The 17,120-nt window shown below is 60.8% G+C and carries 16 protein-coding genes and 1 other annotated feature; of the genes, 14 read left to right on the top strand and 2 right to left on the bottom strand.

What is annotated here, in order from left to right; genetic code table 11:
• The first annotated feature begins 65 nt into the window (after positions 1-65).
• From pyrB to B5G42_RS03915, 14 genes are all read left to right on the top strand, one after another.
• A complete protein-coding gene (gene pyrB, locus B5G42_RS03980) occupies positions 66-1,124 on the top strand; it encodes an aspartate carbamoyltransferase (protein WP_087266839.1) in 1,059 nt (352 codons plus the stop codon).
• A 43-nt stretch (positions 1,125-1,167) separates the two neighbouring features.
• Positions 1,168-1,380 (top strand) — a binding site (T-box leader).
• A gap of 46 nt (positions 1,381-1,426) precedes the next feature.
• Entirely contained in the window at positions 1,427-4,060 is a 2,634-nt protein-coding gene (locus B5G42_RS03975; RefSeq protein ID WP_087266837.1) for a valine--tRNA ligase, read from the top strand.
• A 178-nt stretch (positions 4,061-4,238) separates the two neighbouring features.
• The gene (locus B5G42_RS03970; RefSeq protein ID WP_087266833.1) at positions 4,239-4,973 is read left to right on the top strand and encodes a hypothetical protein; all 735 of its coding nucleotides are present in this window, start codon (positions 4,239-4,241) and stop codon (positions 4,971-4,973) included.
• A 93-nt stretch (positions 4,974-5,066) separates the two neighbouring features.
• Positions 5,067-5,372, top strand: a complete 306-nt coding sequence (locus B5G42_RS03965; RefSeq protein ID WP_087266830.1) for an STAS domain-containing protein — start codon at positions 5,067-5,069, stop codon at positions 5,370-5,372.
• Positions 5,373-5,387: 15 nt separating this feature from the next.
• The gene (gene spoIIAB, locus B5G42_RS03960) at positions 5,388-5,831 is read left to right on the top strand and encodes an anti-sigma F factor (RefSeq protein ID WP_087266827.1); all 444 of its coding nucleotides are present in this window, start codon (positions 5,388-5,390) and stop codon (positions 5,829-5,831) included.
• Positions 5,828-6,538: a sigma-70 family RNA polymerase sigma factor gene (locus B5G42_RS03955; RefSeq protein ID WP_087266824.1), complete on the top strand. Its 711-nt coding sequence runs from the start codon at positions 5,828-5,830 to the stop codon at positions 6,536-6,538. The genes spoIIAB and B5G42_RS03955 overlap by 4 nt, the downstream gene beginning before the upstream one ends.
• Positions 6,539-6,689: 151 nt before the next feature.
• Entirely contained in the window at positions 6,690-7,655 is a 966-nt protein-coding gene (locus tag B5G42_RS03950) for a glycosyltransferase family 2 protein (protein ID WP_087266820.1), read from the top strand.
• Positions 7,639-8,046 carry a GtrA family protein gene (locus B5G42_RS03945; protein ID WP_087266817.1) on the top strand — a complete coding sequence of 136 codons (408 nt, stop codon included), beginning with the start codon at positions 7,639-7,641 and terminating at the stop codon, positions 8,044-8,046. Before B5G42_RS03950 ends, B5G42_RS03945 begins: the two co-directional genes overlap by 17 nt.
• Positions 8,047-8,144: 98 nt before the next feature.
• Entirely contained in the window at positions 8,145-8,489 is a 345-nt protein-coding gene (locus tag B5G42_RS03940; RefSeq protein ID WP_242955335.1) for a serine proteinase, read from the top strand.
• 110 nt (positions 8,490-8,599) lie between these two features.
• Positions 8,600-8,992, top strand: coding sequence for a BlaI/MecI/CopY family transcriptional regulator (locus tag B5G42_RS03935; protein ID WP_242961123.1), 393 nt, complete (start codon positions 8,600-8,602; stop codon positions 8,990-8,992).
• Positions 8,989-9,891 (top strand): M56 family metallopeptidase, encoded by a 903-nt coding sequence (locus tag B5G42_RS03930; RefSeq protein ID WP_087266812.1) that lies wholly within the window; start codon positions 8,989-8,991, stop codon positions 9,889-9,891. The genes B5G42_RS03935 and B5G42_RS03930 overlap by 4 nt, the downstream gene beginning before the upstream one ends.
• A complete protein-coding gene (locus tag B5G42_RS03925; RefSeq protein ID WP_087266809.1) occupies positions 9,888-11,549 on the top strand; it encodes a hypothetical protein in 1,662 nt (553 codons plus the stop codon). Before B5G42_RS03930 ends, B5G42_RS03925 begins: the two co-directional genes overlap by 4 nt.
• 13 nt (positions 11,550-11,562) lie before the next feature.
• Positions 11,563-13,089, top strand: coding sequence for an XAC2610-related protein (locus B5G42_RS03920; protein WP_087266806.1), 1,527 nt, complete (start codon positions 11,563-11,565; stop codon positions 13,087-13,089).
• A gap of 19 nt (positions 13,090-13,108) precedes the next feature.
• Positions 13,109-15,154 carry a hypothetical protein gene (locus B5G42_RS03915; RefSeq protein WP_087266803.1) on the top strand — a complete coding sequence of 682 codons (2,046 nt, stop codon included), beginning with the start codon at positions 13,109-13,111 and terminating at the stop codon, positions 15,152-15,154.
• A gap of 46 nt (positions 15,155-15,200) precedes the next feature.
• Here B5G42_RS03915 and B5G42_RS03910 read toward each other — a convergent pair whose 3' ends face one another.
• Positions 15,201-16,094 (bottom strand): DMT family transporter, encoded by an 894-nt coding sequence (locus B5G42_RS03910; RefSeq protein WP_140399778.1) that lies wholly within the window; start codon positions 16,092-16,094, stop codon positions 15,201-15,203.
• 96 nt (positions 16,095-16,190) lie between these two features.
• Complete coding sequence (locus tag B5G42_RS03905) at positions 16,191-17,108, bottom strand: SH3 domain-containing C40 family peptidase (protein ID WP_087266797.1); 918 nt, start codon at positions 17,106-17,108, stop codon at positions 16,191-16,193.
• Positions 17,109-17,120 lie beyond the last annotated feature (12 nt).

Here is a 17,120-nt window from a genome sequence, read left to right as displayed (position 1 = left end):
GCTCTTGCCGGAACGGGGGGGAATATGATACGATAGAAAAAATTCAAAAGGGGAAATGAAGCGTCATGCGGCATTTGATCGACTTTGGAGACCTGTCAAGGGCGGAGTGGGATTCCCTGTACCAGCGGTGCAGTGATATTATGGACCACCCCGCCGATTTTATGGACGCCTGCCGGGGGCGGGTGATGGCCAGCCTGTTCTATGAGCCCTCTACCCGCACCAACTTTTCCTTCCAGACCGCCATGCTGCGGGTGGGCGGTACCGTGTTCGGCTTTGCCGATCCTAAATCTACCTCAACCGCCAAGGGCGAGACCCTGAAGGACACCATCAAGATGGTGTCCGGCTACGCCGATGTGGTGGTCATGCGTAACCCCAAGGAGGGCGCAGCCAAGGCCGCTTCTCTTTACTCTGATGTACCGGTGATCAACGCCGGCGACGGCGGCCATATGCACCCCACCCAGACCACCGCCGACCTGACCACCATCACCCGCCTGCGGGGCGGTGTGGACGGTCTGTCCGTGGGCCTGTGCGGTGACCTGAAGAACGGCCGTACCGTTCACTCCCTCATCAAGGCCCTGGCCAAGTTCAAGGGCATCAAGTTTTTCCTCATTGCTCCCCGTGAGCTGGCGGTGCCCGAATATATGCGGGCCTTCATGCGGGAGAATGATATGTGGTTTACCGAGGTCACCGGCCTGGAGGCCGTCATTCCCCAGCTGGATGTGCTCTATATGACCCGTATCCAGCGGGAGCGCTTTGTGGACCCCCTGGAGTACGAGCGGTGCAAGGGCATTTACGTCCTCACCCGCCGGAAGCTGGACCGGGCCCGGAAGAACCTGCTGGTGATGCATCCCCTGCCCCGTGTGGACGAGATCGCCATCGACGTGGACGACGATCCCCGGGCGGTCTACTTTGAGCAGGCCCGCTATGGTATGTATGCCCGTATGGCGCTGCTCACCGACCTGGCTAATCAGGACCGTATGAGCCCCGGCGCGGTGGAGATCGGTACCAAGCCGGTGTGCTCCAACCCTAACTGCATCACCCAGACCGAGCACTACCTGCCCCCCCTGGTGAAGCAGAACGGCGGCGTGGATTGCTGCGCTTACTGCGACAAGGAACTGCGGTAAGCCAGAGGCTTGACATTTTCCCGAAAAGTGCATATACTATGTCCCAAAGGCTAAGATGGGAAGGAGTACCCCCGCGAAAGGTACAGAGAGGAGCCGGTTTGGTGCAAGGCTCTCCGGCGGTGGGGGGAAGGTCGTCCCAGAGCTCTGCCCCTGAACCACAGTAGGGGGCGGCGGAATCCTCCCGTTACAGAGGCAATGAGTGTCCTCATTTGAGGAAATTCAGGTGGTACCGCGGACTAACAGGTTCGCCCTGAGCAACAGCTTGGGGCGAACCTTTTTTGCCCCGAAAAGGAGTGTAACAGATGAAGAAAGAACTTCCCAAGGTCTATGAACCCCAGGAGGTGGAGGGCCGCGTCTACGAGATGTGGGAGAAAAACGGCTGCTTTGAGGGCCACCGTGATCCCGATAAAAAGCCCTTCACCATCGTCATGCCGCCCCCCAACGTCACCGGCCAGCTCCACATGGGCCACGCCATGGACTCCACCCTCCAGGATATCCTGATCCGCTTCAAGCGGATGCAGGGCTACGCCGCCCTGTGGGTGCCCGGCACCGACCACGCCGGCATCGCCACCCAGATCAAGGTGGAGGAGGAGCTGCGCAAGAACGAGGGCCTGTCCCGCTACGACCTGGGCCGGGAGAAATTCCTGGAGCGGGTGTGGGACTGGAAGCACAAGTACGGCAACCGCATTGTGGAGCAGCAGAAGAAACTGGGCGCCTCCTGCGACTGGTCCCGGGCCCGTTTTACCATGGACGAGGGCCTCAGTAAGGCTGTCCGCCATGTGTTTGTCTCCCTGTACAAGAAGGGCCTGATCTACAAGGGTTCCCGCATCATCAACTGGTGTCCCCACTGCGTTACCGCCCTGTCCGATGCCGAGGTGGAGTATCAGGACAAGCCGGGCAACTTCTGGCACATCCGCTATCCCATCCAGGGGGAGGAGGGCCGCTATGTTATCGTGGCCACCACCCGGCCCGAGACCATGCTGGGCGACACCGGCGTGGCGGTCAATCCCAACGACGAGCGGTACAAGGACATTGTGGGCAAAAAGTGCATTCTGCCCCTGGTGGGCCGTGAGATGCCCATTGTGGCCGACGAGTATGTGGACATGGAGTTCGGCACCGGCTGCGTGAAGATGACTCCCGCCCACGACCCCAACGACTTTGAGGTGGGCCTGCGGCAGAACCTGGAGACCATCCGTGTGTTGGACGACAACGGCAAGGTGGTGGAGGGCTACGGCCGCTACTCCGGCATGGACCGCTACGAGGCCCGGAAGGCCATTGTGGCCGACCTGGAGGAGCAGGGGTATCTGGTCAAGGTGGAGCCCCACCAGCACAACGTGGGCACCTGCTACCGCTGCCACAACGACGTGGAGCCTCTCATCTCCGCCCAGTGGTTTGTCAAGATGAAGCCCCTGGCCGAGGAGGCCCTGCGGGTGGTCAACGAGGGTGAGGTCAAGTTCGTCCCCGACCGCTTCTCCAAGATCTACACCAACTGGATGGAGAACGTTCATGACTGGTGTATCTCCCGCCAGCTGTGGTGGGGCCACCAGATCCCCGCCTGGACCTGCCAGGAGTGTGGTCACATCACCGTGTCCGAGGACGATCCCACCGAGTGCGAGCACTGCCATTCCCACAACATCAAGCAGGAGGAGGACGTGCTGGACACCTGGTTCTCCTCTGCCCTGTGGCCCTTCTCCACCCTGGGCTGGCCTGAGGAGACCGAGGACTACAAGTATTTCTATCCCACCGACGTGCTGGTCACCGGCTACGACATTATTTTCTTCTGGGTGGCCCGCATGATCTTCTCCGGCTGTGAGCATACCGGCAAGCCCCCCTTCCACACCGTGTTCATCCACGGCCTGGTGCGGGACGACAAGGGCCGCAAGATGTCCAAGTCCCTGGGCAACGGCATCGACCCCCTGGAGATGGCCAACCAGTACGGCGCCGACGCCCTGCGCTTCAACCTGGTCACCGGCAACTCCCCCGGAAACGATATGCGCTTCTACACCGAGCGGTGCGAGGCCATGCGCAACTTTGCCAACAAGATCTGGAACGCTTCCCGCTTCCTGATGATGAACCTGACCATCGACCAGTGCCAGCTGCCTGAGAAGCTGGAGCTGGAGGACAAGTGGATCCTGTCCAAGCTGAACAGCGTCATCCCCGAGATCACGGAGAATATGGAGCGTTACGAGCTGGGCGTGGCCGCCCAGAAGGTGTACGACTTCATCTGGGATTCCTACTGCGACTGGTATATCGAGCTGACCAAGACCCGCCTCCAGGGCGAGGACGAGGACTCCAAGGTGCGGGCTCAGCAGGTGCTGTGCTATGTGCTCACCCAGATCCTCAAGCTGCTCCATCCCTTTATGCCCTTCATCACCGAGGAAATCTGGCAGGCCCTGCCCCATGAGGGCGACTACCTGATGCTCCAGCAGTGGCCGGAGCACCACGCCAACCTGGACTTCCCCGAGGAAGAGAAGGCTATGGAGCTCATCATGGACGCCATCCGGGCCATCCGTGCCCGTCGGGCCGAGATGAACGTGCCCCCCTCCAAGAAAGCGCAGCTCACCGTCTCCACCCTGGAGCAGGCTGTGTTCCACCAGGGCACTCCCTTCCTGAAGCGTCTGGCCTATGCCAGCGACGTGAAGGTGGTGGAGGCCACCGATACGGTGGACGCCCAGGGTATGGTGACCATCGCCACCCATGCGGCCCGGCTGTATCTGCCCCTGGCTGAGCTGGTGGATCTGGAGAAGGAGAAGGCCCGCATCCAGAAGGAGCTGGACAAGAACCGCAAGGAGCTGGACAAGCTGGAGACCAAGCTGAATAACCCCGGCTTTGTAAACAAGGCCCCCGCCCAGGTAGTGGAGGCCGAGCGGGAGCGGGCGAATAAGCTGAAGGCTCTGCTGGTCAAGCTGGAAGAATCTGCGGCTGCGCTGGGCTGATAAAATTCTCGAAAAACAGAGAAACGCCGCCATCGAACGCGGATGGCGGCGTTTCTGTGCCCATATTGTCATACTTTGTTACACAACTGTGGTTGTGCTCCAGAGCAGAATCGGATAAAATGTACAGTAATATTGTACGGCCCAGTTTGACCCAGGCCGTGGAAAGGAGGTTGGAGCGTTGAAAAGACTGATCCCATTGCTGGCGGTACTGCTGCTGCTGGGCGGATGTACCGGGTCCTGTCAGGATACCGGGGCGGTATCTACCGCGCTGCCCAGTGCCGCATCCACGCCTGAGGTGGAGCAGAGCGCCGAACCTACCCCCTCCGCGGAGCCTTCACCTACCCCCACGGCCCAACCCACTGTTATGCCGGAACCTACGGCCTCTGTGGAGCCGGAGCCCTCTGCGGAGCCTTCGCCTACCCCCACGGCCTATGACGGACCTAACGATGAGGAGGTATTGTCCGCCTACCGGGCGGCGGTGCAGGCCTTCTGGTGGTTCCAGGTGGAGCCCCTGCCCTTTGATGAAACGGACAGCCGCGAGGTAGACGGTGCCACCTATTATCGGGTAGACTATCCCGGCATTGACAGCACGGTCAGCCTGCGGGGTTACCTCAAGAGCCTCTTTTCCGACGATCTGGTGGAAAAGCTGCTGCCTTATGACGGAACCCAGTATGTGGACATCGACGGCGTCCTCTACGTCCAGGACGGCGGCCGGGGCACCGACATTACCAGAGGCGCCGAGACCGCCCAGGTCCTGCGGGACGGAGACCCAAACCGCTGTACCGTCCGGGTGACGGTGGAAGTGCTGGACCCGGAGCAGGACGGCGCGGTGGTGGATACCCTGACGTTTGACTTCCCCTACGAAAAAGTGGGGGAGAAGTGGATCTTTACCGATTTTTCCCTGGTCCGGTGAGTCCTTCGACAAAATATATACCCCATCTGTGATAGGATCGCAGTATACCAAAAATTGGTATACTGCGATTTTTTTGTACAGGGGGGATATGCCATGGCAGTGACCTGCAAAGCAGAGAATCGGGCGCTGTACGCGGCCATTGACGGCGAGGTGGACCACCACCGGGCCAGACAGATTTTAGGCGAGTTGGTACGGCAGATCGACCTGACCATGCCCCGTCATCTGACGGTGGATCTGGGGGGCGTCAGCTTTATGGATAGTTCGGGGATCGCCGTACTGCTGCGGGCCAGCCGACGGATGAGCGAGCTGGAAGGGACCATGGAGGTGGTCCATGTGCCTGAGCAGGCAGGCAAGGTGCTTCGGGCAGCCGGGCTGGACCGGTTGATCAAATTTGAATGACGGAGGAAGTACATAATGAAACCGATGAATGAGGCCACGGTGGTCTTTCTCAGCCGGTCGGCCAACGAGGGCTTTGCCCGTACCACGGCGGCCTGCTTTGCCGCTCAGCTGGACCCCACCCTGGAGGAGATCAACGATATCAAAACGGCGGTGAGCGAGGGAGTGACCAACTGCATCGTTCACGCCTATCCGGACAAGCTGGGGCCGGTGCAGATGCGGCTGCGGCTCTTTGAGGACCACACCCTGGAGATCCAGATCAAGGATAAGGGCGTGGGCATCTCCGATGTGGAGCAGGCCCGACGCCCCATGTTTACCACCGGCGGAGAGGAGCGCAGCGGTATGGGCTTTACCATTATGGAGAGTTTTATGGACGGAGTGAAGGTACGCTCCACCCCGGGGAAGGGAACGGTGGTGACCATGCGCCGCAGGATCTCCCGCCGGCTGGGAGGGGCGCAATGAATGTGGCGGATACCCCCGACCTGCTGGAGGAGGCCCGCCGGGGGGACAACGAGGCCTGCGCCAGGCTCATTGAGGAGAATGGTGGGCTGATCTGGTCCATTGTGCGCCGCTACTACGGCCGGGGGGTGGAGCCGGAGGACCTGTATCAACTGGGCTGCCTGGGCTTTGTGAAGGCGGTGCGGGGCTTCGATCCCGCCTTTGGCTGTCAGTTCTCCACCTATGCCGTGCCCAAGATCGCCGGTGAGATCCGGCGCTACCTACGGGATGACGGCGCTATTAAAGTCAGCCGCGGTCTGAAAGAGCGGGGGATGGCCATCCGGGCGGCCAGGGAACGGCTGTCGGTATCCCTGGGCCGGGAACCCACCTTGTCCCAGCTGTCCGAGGCCACCGGGCTGGAGCCGGAGGAGATTGCCGCCGCTGAGGAGGCGGGGCTGCCGGTGGCCTCCCTCCAGATGGAGACGGGGGACGGCCTGACCCTGGAGAGTGTGTTGGGCACCGAGGGTATCGAGGAGGGTATCGTGGAGCGTGAGGCCCTGCGTACCGCCATCGCCGCCCTGCCTGACCGGGAGCAGCAGGTGATCCTGCTGCGCTACTACCGGGGCATGACTCAGGACCGGGCGGCCCGGGTGCTGGGGGTGAGCCAGGTCCAGGTATCCCGCATTGAGCGCCGGGCGGTGGAGCGGCTGCGAAAGAAACTGGAGGAGTGAGGGATGCGGACAAGCTGAGGGAGGCTGGCGTGTATTTGTCCTGTGCTGAGCATGACTTTGTTTGGATGAGAGGAACTTCATGGTGGTTTTTCTCGTCCAAAGGGAGTATAATGACCAAACAGAACAAAAAACGCAAGGAAGATGGATTGATATGGAAGATATTCTTTATATTGTCGTTCCCTGCTACAACGAAGAAGAAGTGCTGCCAGAGACCTCACGCAGGCTGAAAGAAAAGCTGGAGGCCCTGATGGCTGCCGGAACTATTTCCCGGGAGAGCCGGGTTCTTTTTGTCAACGACGGTTCCAAGGACAAGACCTGGCAGCTCATTGAGGAGCTGCACCAGAGCAGCCCCATCTTCTCCGGCGTGGACCTGAGCCGCAACCGGGGCCATCAGAACGCCCTGTTGGCAGGGCTGATGACCGCCAAGGAGCGGTGCGACATGGCCATCTCCATGGACGCCGACCTCCAGGACGACATCGATGCGGTGGACGCCATGGTGGAGCAGTATTATGCCGGGTGTGACATCGTATATGGCGTGCGCTCTTCCCGGAAGAAGGACACCTTCTTCAAGCGCTTTACCGCCGAGGGCTTTTACAGGCTGATGAACTCCATGGGGGCGGAGACGGTGTTCAACCACGCCGACTACCGCCTTATGTCCCGCCGGGCCCTGGAGGGGTTAGCTCAGTTCAAGGAGGTCAACCTGTTCCTCCGGGGGATCGTGCCCATGATCGGCTACCGCACCGGTACTGTGGAGTATGAGCGGGGAGAGCGCTTTGCCGGTGAGAGCAAGTACCCCCTGAAAAAGATGCTCTCCTTTGCCATGGAGGGCATCACCTCCCTGTCGGTGAAGCCCATCCGCATGATTACTGGCCTGGGTTTCCTGGTGTTTCTGGTGAGTATTGCCATGCTCATCTACTCCATCGTCCGCTGGGCCATGGGTGAGACCATTTTGGGCTGGGCCAGTCTGATCTGCTCCGTGTGGGCCATCGGGGGACTGATCCTGCTCTCTTTGGGCGTCATTGGTGAGTACATCGGCAAGGTCTATCTGGAGACTAAGGAGCGGCCCCGGTTCCTGATTCGTGAGGTATTGGAGGACAAGCATGGCAAAGCTGATTGATAATTCTATCCCCAAGTTCCTGCTGGTGGGGGTGGGCAATACCCTGCTGTCCATGGTGCTCATGTTCCTGCTGGAGGGGCTGGGCTACTGGCCCTCCACCGCCATCGCCTATGTGGCGGGCGCAGTGATGAGCTTTTTCCTCAACCGCCACTTTACCTTCCACAGTGAGGAGACCTTCCTGCGCTCAGCGGTAAAGTTTGCCATCAACGTGGCGGTGTGCTATGTGATTGCCTATGCCCTGGCCCAGCCCATCGCCGGTTGGGTGCTGGGTAATACCGGCATGGATCCCATCTGGCAAGAGCGCCTCACCAAGCTGGGCGGTATGGCCCTGTACACCATCCTCAATTATTTCGGCCAGCGGTTCTTTGCCTTCCAGAAAAAGAAGCATTAAATTTATGTGAAATCCCCCGGCGTTCTCTTGCGTCCGCCGGAAAATGGGGGTAGAATAGGGCCAGCATTTCAGCCACTATACCGCAAGGAGGTAGGAAAATGGCCTTTTTTGATGATTTGAAGGATAAAGCCACCGACCTGGGTCGGGCCGGCATGGCCAAGTCCAAGCAGCTGATGGAGATCACCAAGCTGTCCCTCAACAATTCCGGAGAGGAGGACGCCATCCGCAAGGCCTATCTGGAGATCGGCAAGCTCTACTATGCCGAGCGGGGAGGTGCGCCGGAGCCGGGCTACGCCGCCCTCTGCCAGCGGATCACCACCGCCAAGATCAACATTGAGGAGAACAAGGCCCGTATCGCTCAGATCAAGAAGGACGGGACCCTGTCCGACGAGGATATTTCCCAGGCTGCCGCTCAGGCTGCCCGCGATCATACCGAGGAATAAAACAACCAAAGCCCTCTGCCGGTTCGGCAGAGGGCTTTTCTTATGCCTGTAACTGGATTGTAACTGGACAAATATCCACTTCAAATGTAGTATAATGATATCCACTACAAATGAAGTTGGTGATAGAGATGAAACGACTCCCCGATACCGAGTTAGAAGTGATGAAAGCCCTGTGGGCTTCGGGGCCGGATACCCCACGCTCTGCCCTGGAGACCGCCCTGGAGGGCTTTTGCTGGGCCTCCAATACGGTGAATACCTATCTGACCCGCCTGGCGGAGAAGGGCTTTGTGGCCGTCCGCCGGGAGGGAAAGAGCAACTTGTACACCCCGCTGGTCAGCCGGGAGGACTACCTGGCCTTTGACAGCCAGGCGGTGCTCTCCAAACTGTACGGTAGCTCTCCCCGGAACTTCCTGGCGGCCCTGGCCAGAAATGGCCTGGAGGAGCGGGATCTGGACGATCTGCGGGATCTGCTGGATAAACTGAGCGGGGAGAAGCAGAGATGACAGACTTTTTGACCTCCATGGCGGGCGTGAGCCTGGGAGGCGGGGCGGTAATCCTGCTGTTGGTGGTGTTGGCCAAACTGACCCGGGGACGATACGGTGCCAGGTGGCGGTGCTGGGCCTGGCTGCTGCTGGCCCTCCGACTGGCGGTCCCCCTGCCGCTGCTGCCCGCCGGGGCAGAGACCGCTCCCATACAGATCCAGGTGCCGCCGGACCGGGTGATCTACCAGCCGATGCGGACACCCCGGCCCAGTGCGGCTCAGCCCTCCCAGCCGGTTCAGACGGCGGCTCCATCTGCGGCACCCTCGTCTGTCCCGGTCTCCACCCCTGCGCCTGAGGTTCTGCCCACAGAGCAGACCCAGCCCGCCCCCATCACGGTGGGCGGTATTCTGCTGGCCCTATGGGTAACCGGTGGTGCGGCAGTGCTGGGGTGGAATCTCATAGCCCATTTCCGGTTTAAAAGATACCTGGCCCGGTGGTGCCGCCCGGCGGAGGATGCGGGCACTATCCGCCTGTTCAACGGACTGTGCGACAGCCTCTCCCTCCAGCGCAGGCCACGGCTGCGCCTGTGCCCCGGGCTGGCGGTACCCATGCTGGCGGGGTTGTTCAGGCCGGTGCTGCTGCTGCCAGAGGACGCCGGAGGTCAAGGACTGCGCTACGCCTTGCTCCATGAGCTGGTTCACTACCGCCGCCGGGACATTTGGCTGAAAACTCTGGTGCTGTGGGTGAACGCCGTCCACTGGTTCAATCCACTGGTGTGGCTGATGGTGCGCTCCGTGGAGCGGGATACTGAGCTGGCCTGCGACGAGGGGGCCCTGAAGCGGCTGCCCCAGGAGGAACACGCCGCTTACGGCAGAGCGATTTTGCAGGCCGTGGCTGCCCTGAGAAAGGAGAAAGCATGACATTACCAAAGACCCGGCTGTCCACAGCCATGAGCGGCTCGGCCAAAGAGACCGAGGGACGACTCCGCAATCTCTTTGTCAAGCACCGGCGGCCCGCCCTGGGCCTGGTGGCGGTGGTGGCCCTGGCCATCGGCCTGTGCGGCTCCCTGGTGGCCTGCCGGTCGGAGACGGCCATTTCCGCCGCCCCGGCGGGAGAGGAATCGGCCTTTGCCCTCACCGGGCCGGGAGAGGAGACGGTGCCCTTTGCGGATCTTTTAGGTCTTTCAGGTACCGTGACACACACCTTGACAGACGATGGCGTGCATAATTACGCCTATCAGATCCGGCTGGAGGACGGAACAGAGTTTCCGCTGACGGAGACCTGGATGCCCCTGTACCAGGTGGATCTGGACGGGGATGGGGCGGTGGATGCCCTGGTGGAGAATGAATTCTTCCTGCAGGTGTACCGGTATTGGCCGGACGGGTCCCTGCGGACCCAGCAGCTCCAGGCGGCGGCAGCCGGTTTGCTGGGCCTGGAGGGGGACTATTGGCGCATGGTGGAGCTGGCCTTCCAGCCGGAGGATCAGATGGTGGTTATCCACGTCTGGCCCTATGATAACGTGGGGGAGATGGAGGAGCGGGTCCCCCTGTCCCGGCTGCTGGAGGCGGCTGGCTGGAGCGAGGTGGTACTTACCCCGGAGGGACAGCCCCTACCGGATGGGAGCAGCCTCAGTTATCTGGAGAACCTCACGCTGGACGGCCAGGGTGTGGGAGACGACCATCTGACGGTTAGGGCAACCTGGCCGGACGGGCAGGACCAGGGTTCCACGGAGATGGTGGTGACCCTGGGTACCGGAGAGGTGCTGTCCTGGCGTTATCCAGCGGTCACCCGCCCCACGGTCACCCCGCTCCATATGACCTCCAGAGAGCGACAGTCCCTGCTGGCCGCCCTGGCAAGTCCCGGGTCCAACTACGGCGCCTGCGCCTATGTGGTGCTGGAGGTGGAGGACAATAAGCTGGCCCAGCGGTTCCAACTGGACGCCGTAGCTAATGCCTATGTGGAGACCGGGGAGAATGGCCTGCAGGTCCTGCGTATCCCGGAATTGTATGACAAATGGCACAGCTACCTCTGGGGGACAGCGGCCTGGGACGGCAGCCAGATCACCTATACCTCCGACGGCTACTTTACCGATACCTATGAGTTGGACGTGGGTGGGGACAAGACCCTGACCCTGGCCCTGCGGTGTACCCCGTCCCTGGAGGAGGGCGCACTGGTCACAACGATGTTGTACGACCAGGTCCAGCTGTTGAAGGACGGCCAGGTGGTCCAGACCATCACACCGGAGGATGTGGCGGACGACGGGGTCCACACCTTCCAGGGCTTCCATATCGACAGCCCGGCAGGGGGGCCGGTGGAGACCCGGGATATCAACTTTGACGGGGTGGAGGAGTTCGGCCTGCTGTGCGACGCCACCCAGAACGCCTGCCGCTGCTGGTTTGTGTGGGACAGTGAGGCGGGACAGTTCCGCCATCTGGCCACCCTGGCCGGGGAACTGACCCTGCTGCCTGAGGAGGGGCAGCTGGAGGAGCGGATGTGGAACCGGGACTGGGATGCCATGGTGACCCGCACCTACGGCTGGGACAGCCAGGGCAACCTGGTACTGCAATCGGAAACATGACGGGAGGAACGGGATGAAAGTACCCAAAACACGGCTGTCCACGGCCATGAGCGGCTCGGCCAGGGAGACCGAAGGACGGGTCCGCAATCTCTTTGTCAAGCACAGACGGCCCGCCCTGGCCCTGGTGATGGCGGTGGGATTTGCCATCGGCCTGTGCGGCTCCTTGGTGGCCTGCCGGGTGCGAGCGGCCGATGGGGTTGCCCGGCTGGAGGGGCTGTACGATCCCACCGACACCTATTTGTGGGAGAATGTCCATCAGGAACTGTTGACCTGCATCAACGGCGAGAACGGCACACTGGTTACCGGACACTATTATGACGATTACCCCCACTGTACTCTGGCTATCGGTGTGGAGGATGTGCAGGGCCAGGTGATTGGACCGGTATTTTCCACCGGCACCACCGGGGGAAGGCCCCAGGTTTCCACCTTTCAAAAGGACGGTGTGGATTATCTTCTCTATACGGTCAATGGGGGCCATCAGGGCAGTACCTACGGCGAGGCGGGGCTGATCGCCTTTGACGGCACAGACTTTACCTGGGTCTGGCCGGTAGAGGGGGACCTGCGGCAGCAGGATTCCAAGGCCTGGGCAGACTACCAGGCCTATTGGGAGGACAAGCTGGCTCTGCTGTGTCCCGGCGGCGTGGAGCTATTCCAGCAGTCGGAGGATTTTGCACCCGTGTATCCGGGCGACAAGCAGTGGTATTTTTCCCAGCGCATCAAGTTCACCCAGGAAGAGACGGCTGTACCGGATGAGATCATGGATGAGCTCCGCCAGGTGCTGGAGGACAGGACCAGAGACCAGGACAACCCCTGGCAGGCCAGCAACACCTCCGCCCAGTGGCAGATCGTCCAGGTTACTCCGGGGGAGGAGACCCTGTGCGGACAGCGGTACACCCTGCTGGCCAGCTCTGTCTGGAGCAACGCAGATTGGCTGGGGATGGAAGTACTCAAGGGGGAGATGAACCTGATCCTTTCTGTTGTCACCGGGACCGAGGAGGAGGTACGGCAGGCCCTGTGGGAAGTAGACAGCCGGAAGGAGACTGAGACACTTCTCTTGACCACCGCCTCCGGGCGGGAGCTGTCGGTGGAGATGGAGCTGGAGCCTCTGGACCAGGAGCCTGATTACTTGGCGGTGGAACAGATCCGGGTCTATGAGAACGGAAGGCTGCTCCAGACCATTGGAGCGGAGGACGTTTGGTATACCGGGTATCATGGATTTGACGGGCTGTTTGTGTTTCACGGCACCTCCTTGGGGGAGCCGGACCTTCGAGATCTGAACTTTGACGGCTCCACCGACCTGGGACTGCTGAGCAATTACCACTTTCCTCACAATGTGAGCTATGGCTGGTTTTTGTGGGACGAGGCGGAGAGCAAGTTTACCTTTTCCGACGTCCTATTTTCTAACCTCACCTTAGATGAGGAGAACCGGCAGGTGGTGGAACACATCCGGGGGGATGTGGGCCGTCCAGAGGAGGCAGTATATATCTGGAACGAAAATGGTACGCTGGAGCAGATCAGCTACAGACAGCTGGATTGGTAACAGAAGGGGAGGAACAAGTATGAAGGTGCCGCATACCAGGCTGTCCACCCATATGAGCGGCTCGGCAAAGGCCACCGAGCAGCGCCTGCGTAATCTCTTTGCCCGGCACAAGCGGCCTGCCCTGCTTTTGGTAGGGATGGTGACCCTGGCCATCGGCCTGTGCGGAGGGCTGGTGGCCTGCCGAAGTACTACGCAGGCCGGAAGTTTCACAATGGACACCCAGTATTATGATGCCCTGGGCAACTATATTGAGATCCCCAGACTGACGGCGGAAGGAGAGGGTGCCCAGGAGGTCAACCAGGCCCTGGCCGCCCTCAAAAGCCAGTATCAGACCGTTATGGATGCCCCCATGAATACGGTAGGGGGCCAACGGTGCCTGCTTTATCCTGCGGTCACCGAACGGTACGATAACCTGATCTTCTATTTGGACTCTGCCAGCTCCGGCAACGACGGTGATATCTACACCCTGGTCTACGACCGGCAGGAGGATCGAGTGGTCACCCTGACGGAGGCCCTGGAATTGGCGGGAACCACGGAGGATGCCCTCTGCCGGGGAGCGGAGGAGTACCTGAACGGGGAACTGGCGGGTACGGAGGTGGCTCTGGCCGCCCAGGATGGGGCGGTGACCGGGTTCCGCATCCGGAATGACGGCGGGGTGGAGTTCTATCTCACCTGCATGACCGACGATGCCGACCCGGCGATGGACGCTGTGGACGGCTGGCAGCGCTTGCTGGTGTATGCGGACGGCAGCTGGCGTCGCTATAACCCGCTTACGGAGGAGCTGCTCATTCCGGCGGAAGAACTGACCGGCTTTGATCCCCCCCTGTGGTATCAGTGGGGCCCATCCGGCGGGGTGCCGGAAGGCGGTTTTGTGATGGAGCGGATTCCTCCCCAGGTGGAGGAAGAAGTCCTGCAATATATGGTAGACCATGTGGGCTATTCGGAACCGCCTATGGAGCTGATCCTTCGTACCAGCTTTACTGATTTGAGCCGGTTGGATCTGGCGGAAGAATGGCGGGATATGGACGCTCTGGAGTGCTATGGAATTACCTATGGGGCTAACGGTACCTATGTGGGGGAAGATCTGCTCTTTTTCCGTAAGGGCGAGCAGTATACCTTCGTCGGATCGCTGGGAGAGCATGATTCCGAACAGATGGAGCCCACACGGTTGGCTGCTGTAGGCACCTATAATTATCGGATTATGTACTGGATGCTGGAGCATGGCATCCTTACCGCCTTCCCCGAGGCGGATGCCATGCTGCGGGACACGCCCATGCCGCTGGCAGCCCGGAGCGCTACGGTGGCCTATTTTTACAGCAACAGGCCGGCGGATATGTCGATTTTCTTTGCCGACCAAGCGCCGCTCCAGCCGGAAGGACGCACCATGCGGATCGATGAAGCAAGCTACCTGGGCCTGCGGCAGCTTTACGAGACCTACGGTGTGGTCTATCAGCTAAGGTGCAGCGGCTGGGAGAATGGAGACTGGTATGCCTACCCGGAACCCCTGTGGCTGGTGTTCCAGCTGGGCCAGGGAGGAGACATGACTACCGTCCTGGGTGAAAGTGTGCCCAGGGAAACGGTGGAGCAGGCTGCGCTGGAGCAGGGATACCATCTGGTGGATGGGACAGTGGCCCTGTGGCGGGACGGATACCCCAACCCGGCGGGGCCGGCCAGTGAGGTGGGCTTTTTCTGGGAGGAGCCTGTGGTTACCGTCCTGGAGGACGCGGACCCCATCTACCAGGAGGGGGACTGGTGGCAGCAAATGGAGTGGGAGGGCCTTTCGACCCTGTGCTACCGCAATGCCGACGGCAGCTACGCCATCCAGCGGCTGGAGACCACACGAACCGACCTCTCTACCGACCGGGGCATCCGGGTGGGTTCCACCCGGGCGGAGGTGGAGGCGGCCTACGGGGAAAAGCTGTCCCGTACCGACTATTGGAGCCTGTATCCCGGGGAAGATTATCTGTGGTACTGCGCGGATCCGGAGGGCTGGGGGGCAGCCATCCTCTTCTTCTTTGATGGGGACCAAGTGAGCCGTATCGTACTCAACAATATGTTTAGTTGACATAAAACGGAGGGGCCTGCCGCGGCTGCGGCAGGCCCCTTTCTCATCAGGTGGTAAGGATGGTGGAACGGCGCTGAGAGAGCCACAGTCCCGCCAGGATGAGGACGATGGCACCCAGGGTGAAAAGGGTCACCGGCTCCCCCAGGATGAGGAAGGAGGCGGCCACGGTGATCACCGGCATCAGGTAGAGATACACATTGGTGGCTACCGGGCCAATGAGGGCGGAGGCCCGATTCCAGGCCAGGAAGCACAGAGCGGAGGCCACCACGCCCAGGTACACCGTATTGCCCAACATCACCGGTTGGGCAAACCGGGTCAGATCAAAGGTGATGCCGGTACCCAGGCAGAAGGGGAGGGTAAAGAGGACACCCCAGAAAAAGACCTTCCGGGTGACCAGCAGATCGTTGAGGCCCTGACGCTGGGCGGACTCCAGACACAGACCGTAGACGCCCCAACTGATAGCGGAGCCCAGGGCCAACAGACAGCCGATGGGGTTGAAGTCAAAGGATTCCCCCTCCGCCAGGGAGATGAGGGCGATACCTGCCATGGCGAGAACAAAGCCCACAAAGAAGGAGGCTCCAGGCCGGGTGGTTCGACGGCACAGCCACAGCAGCAGGGCGGTAAACATGGGTGCGGAGGAGACGATGAGCCCCACGGTGGAGGCCATAGAAAAGGTGAGGGCGTGATTCTCCAGCAGAGAGTAGAAGGTGAGCCCTGACAGGGCGGCCCCCAGGAAAGGCAGCTCGGATGGGAAACTGCGGGGCAGATGGGGCTTTGGGGCACAGAGGAAGAGAATAGCCCAGGCCAGCACGAAGCGGAAGATGAGGATTTCCACCGGATGGAAAGCTTCCAGCAGGACCTTGGTGGAGATGTAGGTGGTGCCCCACACAATGGAGACAGCCAGGGCCAGCAGATGGCCAAAGGCGGGAGAACGGCTCAAAGCGGGCGCTCCTTTCTTGTGTTCAGAAAAAACCGCCCCGCCTGCGGTGCAGGCGGGGCGGCGGATCACATATGATATTTACCTGCCAAGCAAAAATCACAGGATACGGCGGCCGGCGATGTATACGTTGGCGTAGTGGCCGGTCATCAGCTGATCGATCTGCACCTGATACTTGTTGGTAGAGGCGTGGATGAACTGGCCGTTGCCGATGTAGATGCCCACATGAGAGGCGGGGTAAGAGGTATTGTAACGGAAGAATACCAGATCGCCGGGCTGCAGCTCACTCTTGGATACCGCCACACCGTTGGACAGCTGGGTAGAAGCGGTGCGGTTCAGAGTGTAGCCGAAGTGGCGATATATGTAGCTGGTGAAGCCGGAGCAGTCAAAACTATTGGGTCCGTTGCCGCCATAGACATAGGGCACACCCAGGAACTGCTTGGCGTAGCTGACGATCTGCTGACCCATGCTGCTGTCGGAAGCCACAGCCACGGCGGTGGTGCCGTCGCCGCGGGAACCGGCGGAGTCCTTGCAGGTCACCATATACTCGCTGCTGACATAGCCAACAGCACCGCTGGAGGTCTTGATCTTGTACCAGCCATTATTGATACCCACGATGGTGACAACCGCGTTGTCGTTGAGGGTGGTCACCTTGCTGTAGGTGGTGCCAGGCCCGCTGCGCACGTTCAGGGTGGAGCCGCCGGTCTGAACCAGACCGTAACCGATGGTCACATCGGCCTGAGCGGAGACCGTCAGGTATTCGCCGGACATATAGCCTTCCACGGTGTTGTAGTCCACCTTGTACCAACCGTTGCCGGCGTCCTCCAGAATGACGACGGTGTCACCCTCGGAAGCAGTAGCCAGGATGGTGGAAGTGGTGTTGGCCTCGTTGCGAAGGCGAAGGGCGTCGGTATTGACGGTGCCCACACCGCTGGCGGCGGAAGCGCCGATCATACAGACGGCGGAAACGGCGACGGTCAGGAGCGTGGTGCGCAGAAGCTTGGCAGGTGTTATCATTGGTAGAATTCC

Source organism: Flavonifractor sp. An91 (genome assembly GCF_002159225.1).
GTDB classification, from domain to species: domain Bacteria; phylum Bacillota; class Clostridia; order Oscillospirales; family Oscillospiraceae; genus Flavonifractor; species Flavonifractor avicola.
This window is presented reverse-complemented; position numbering and strand designations above follow the sequence as displayed.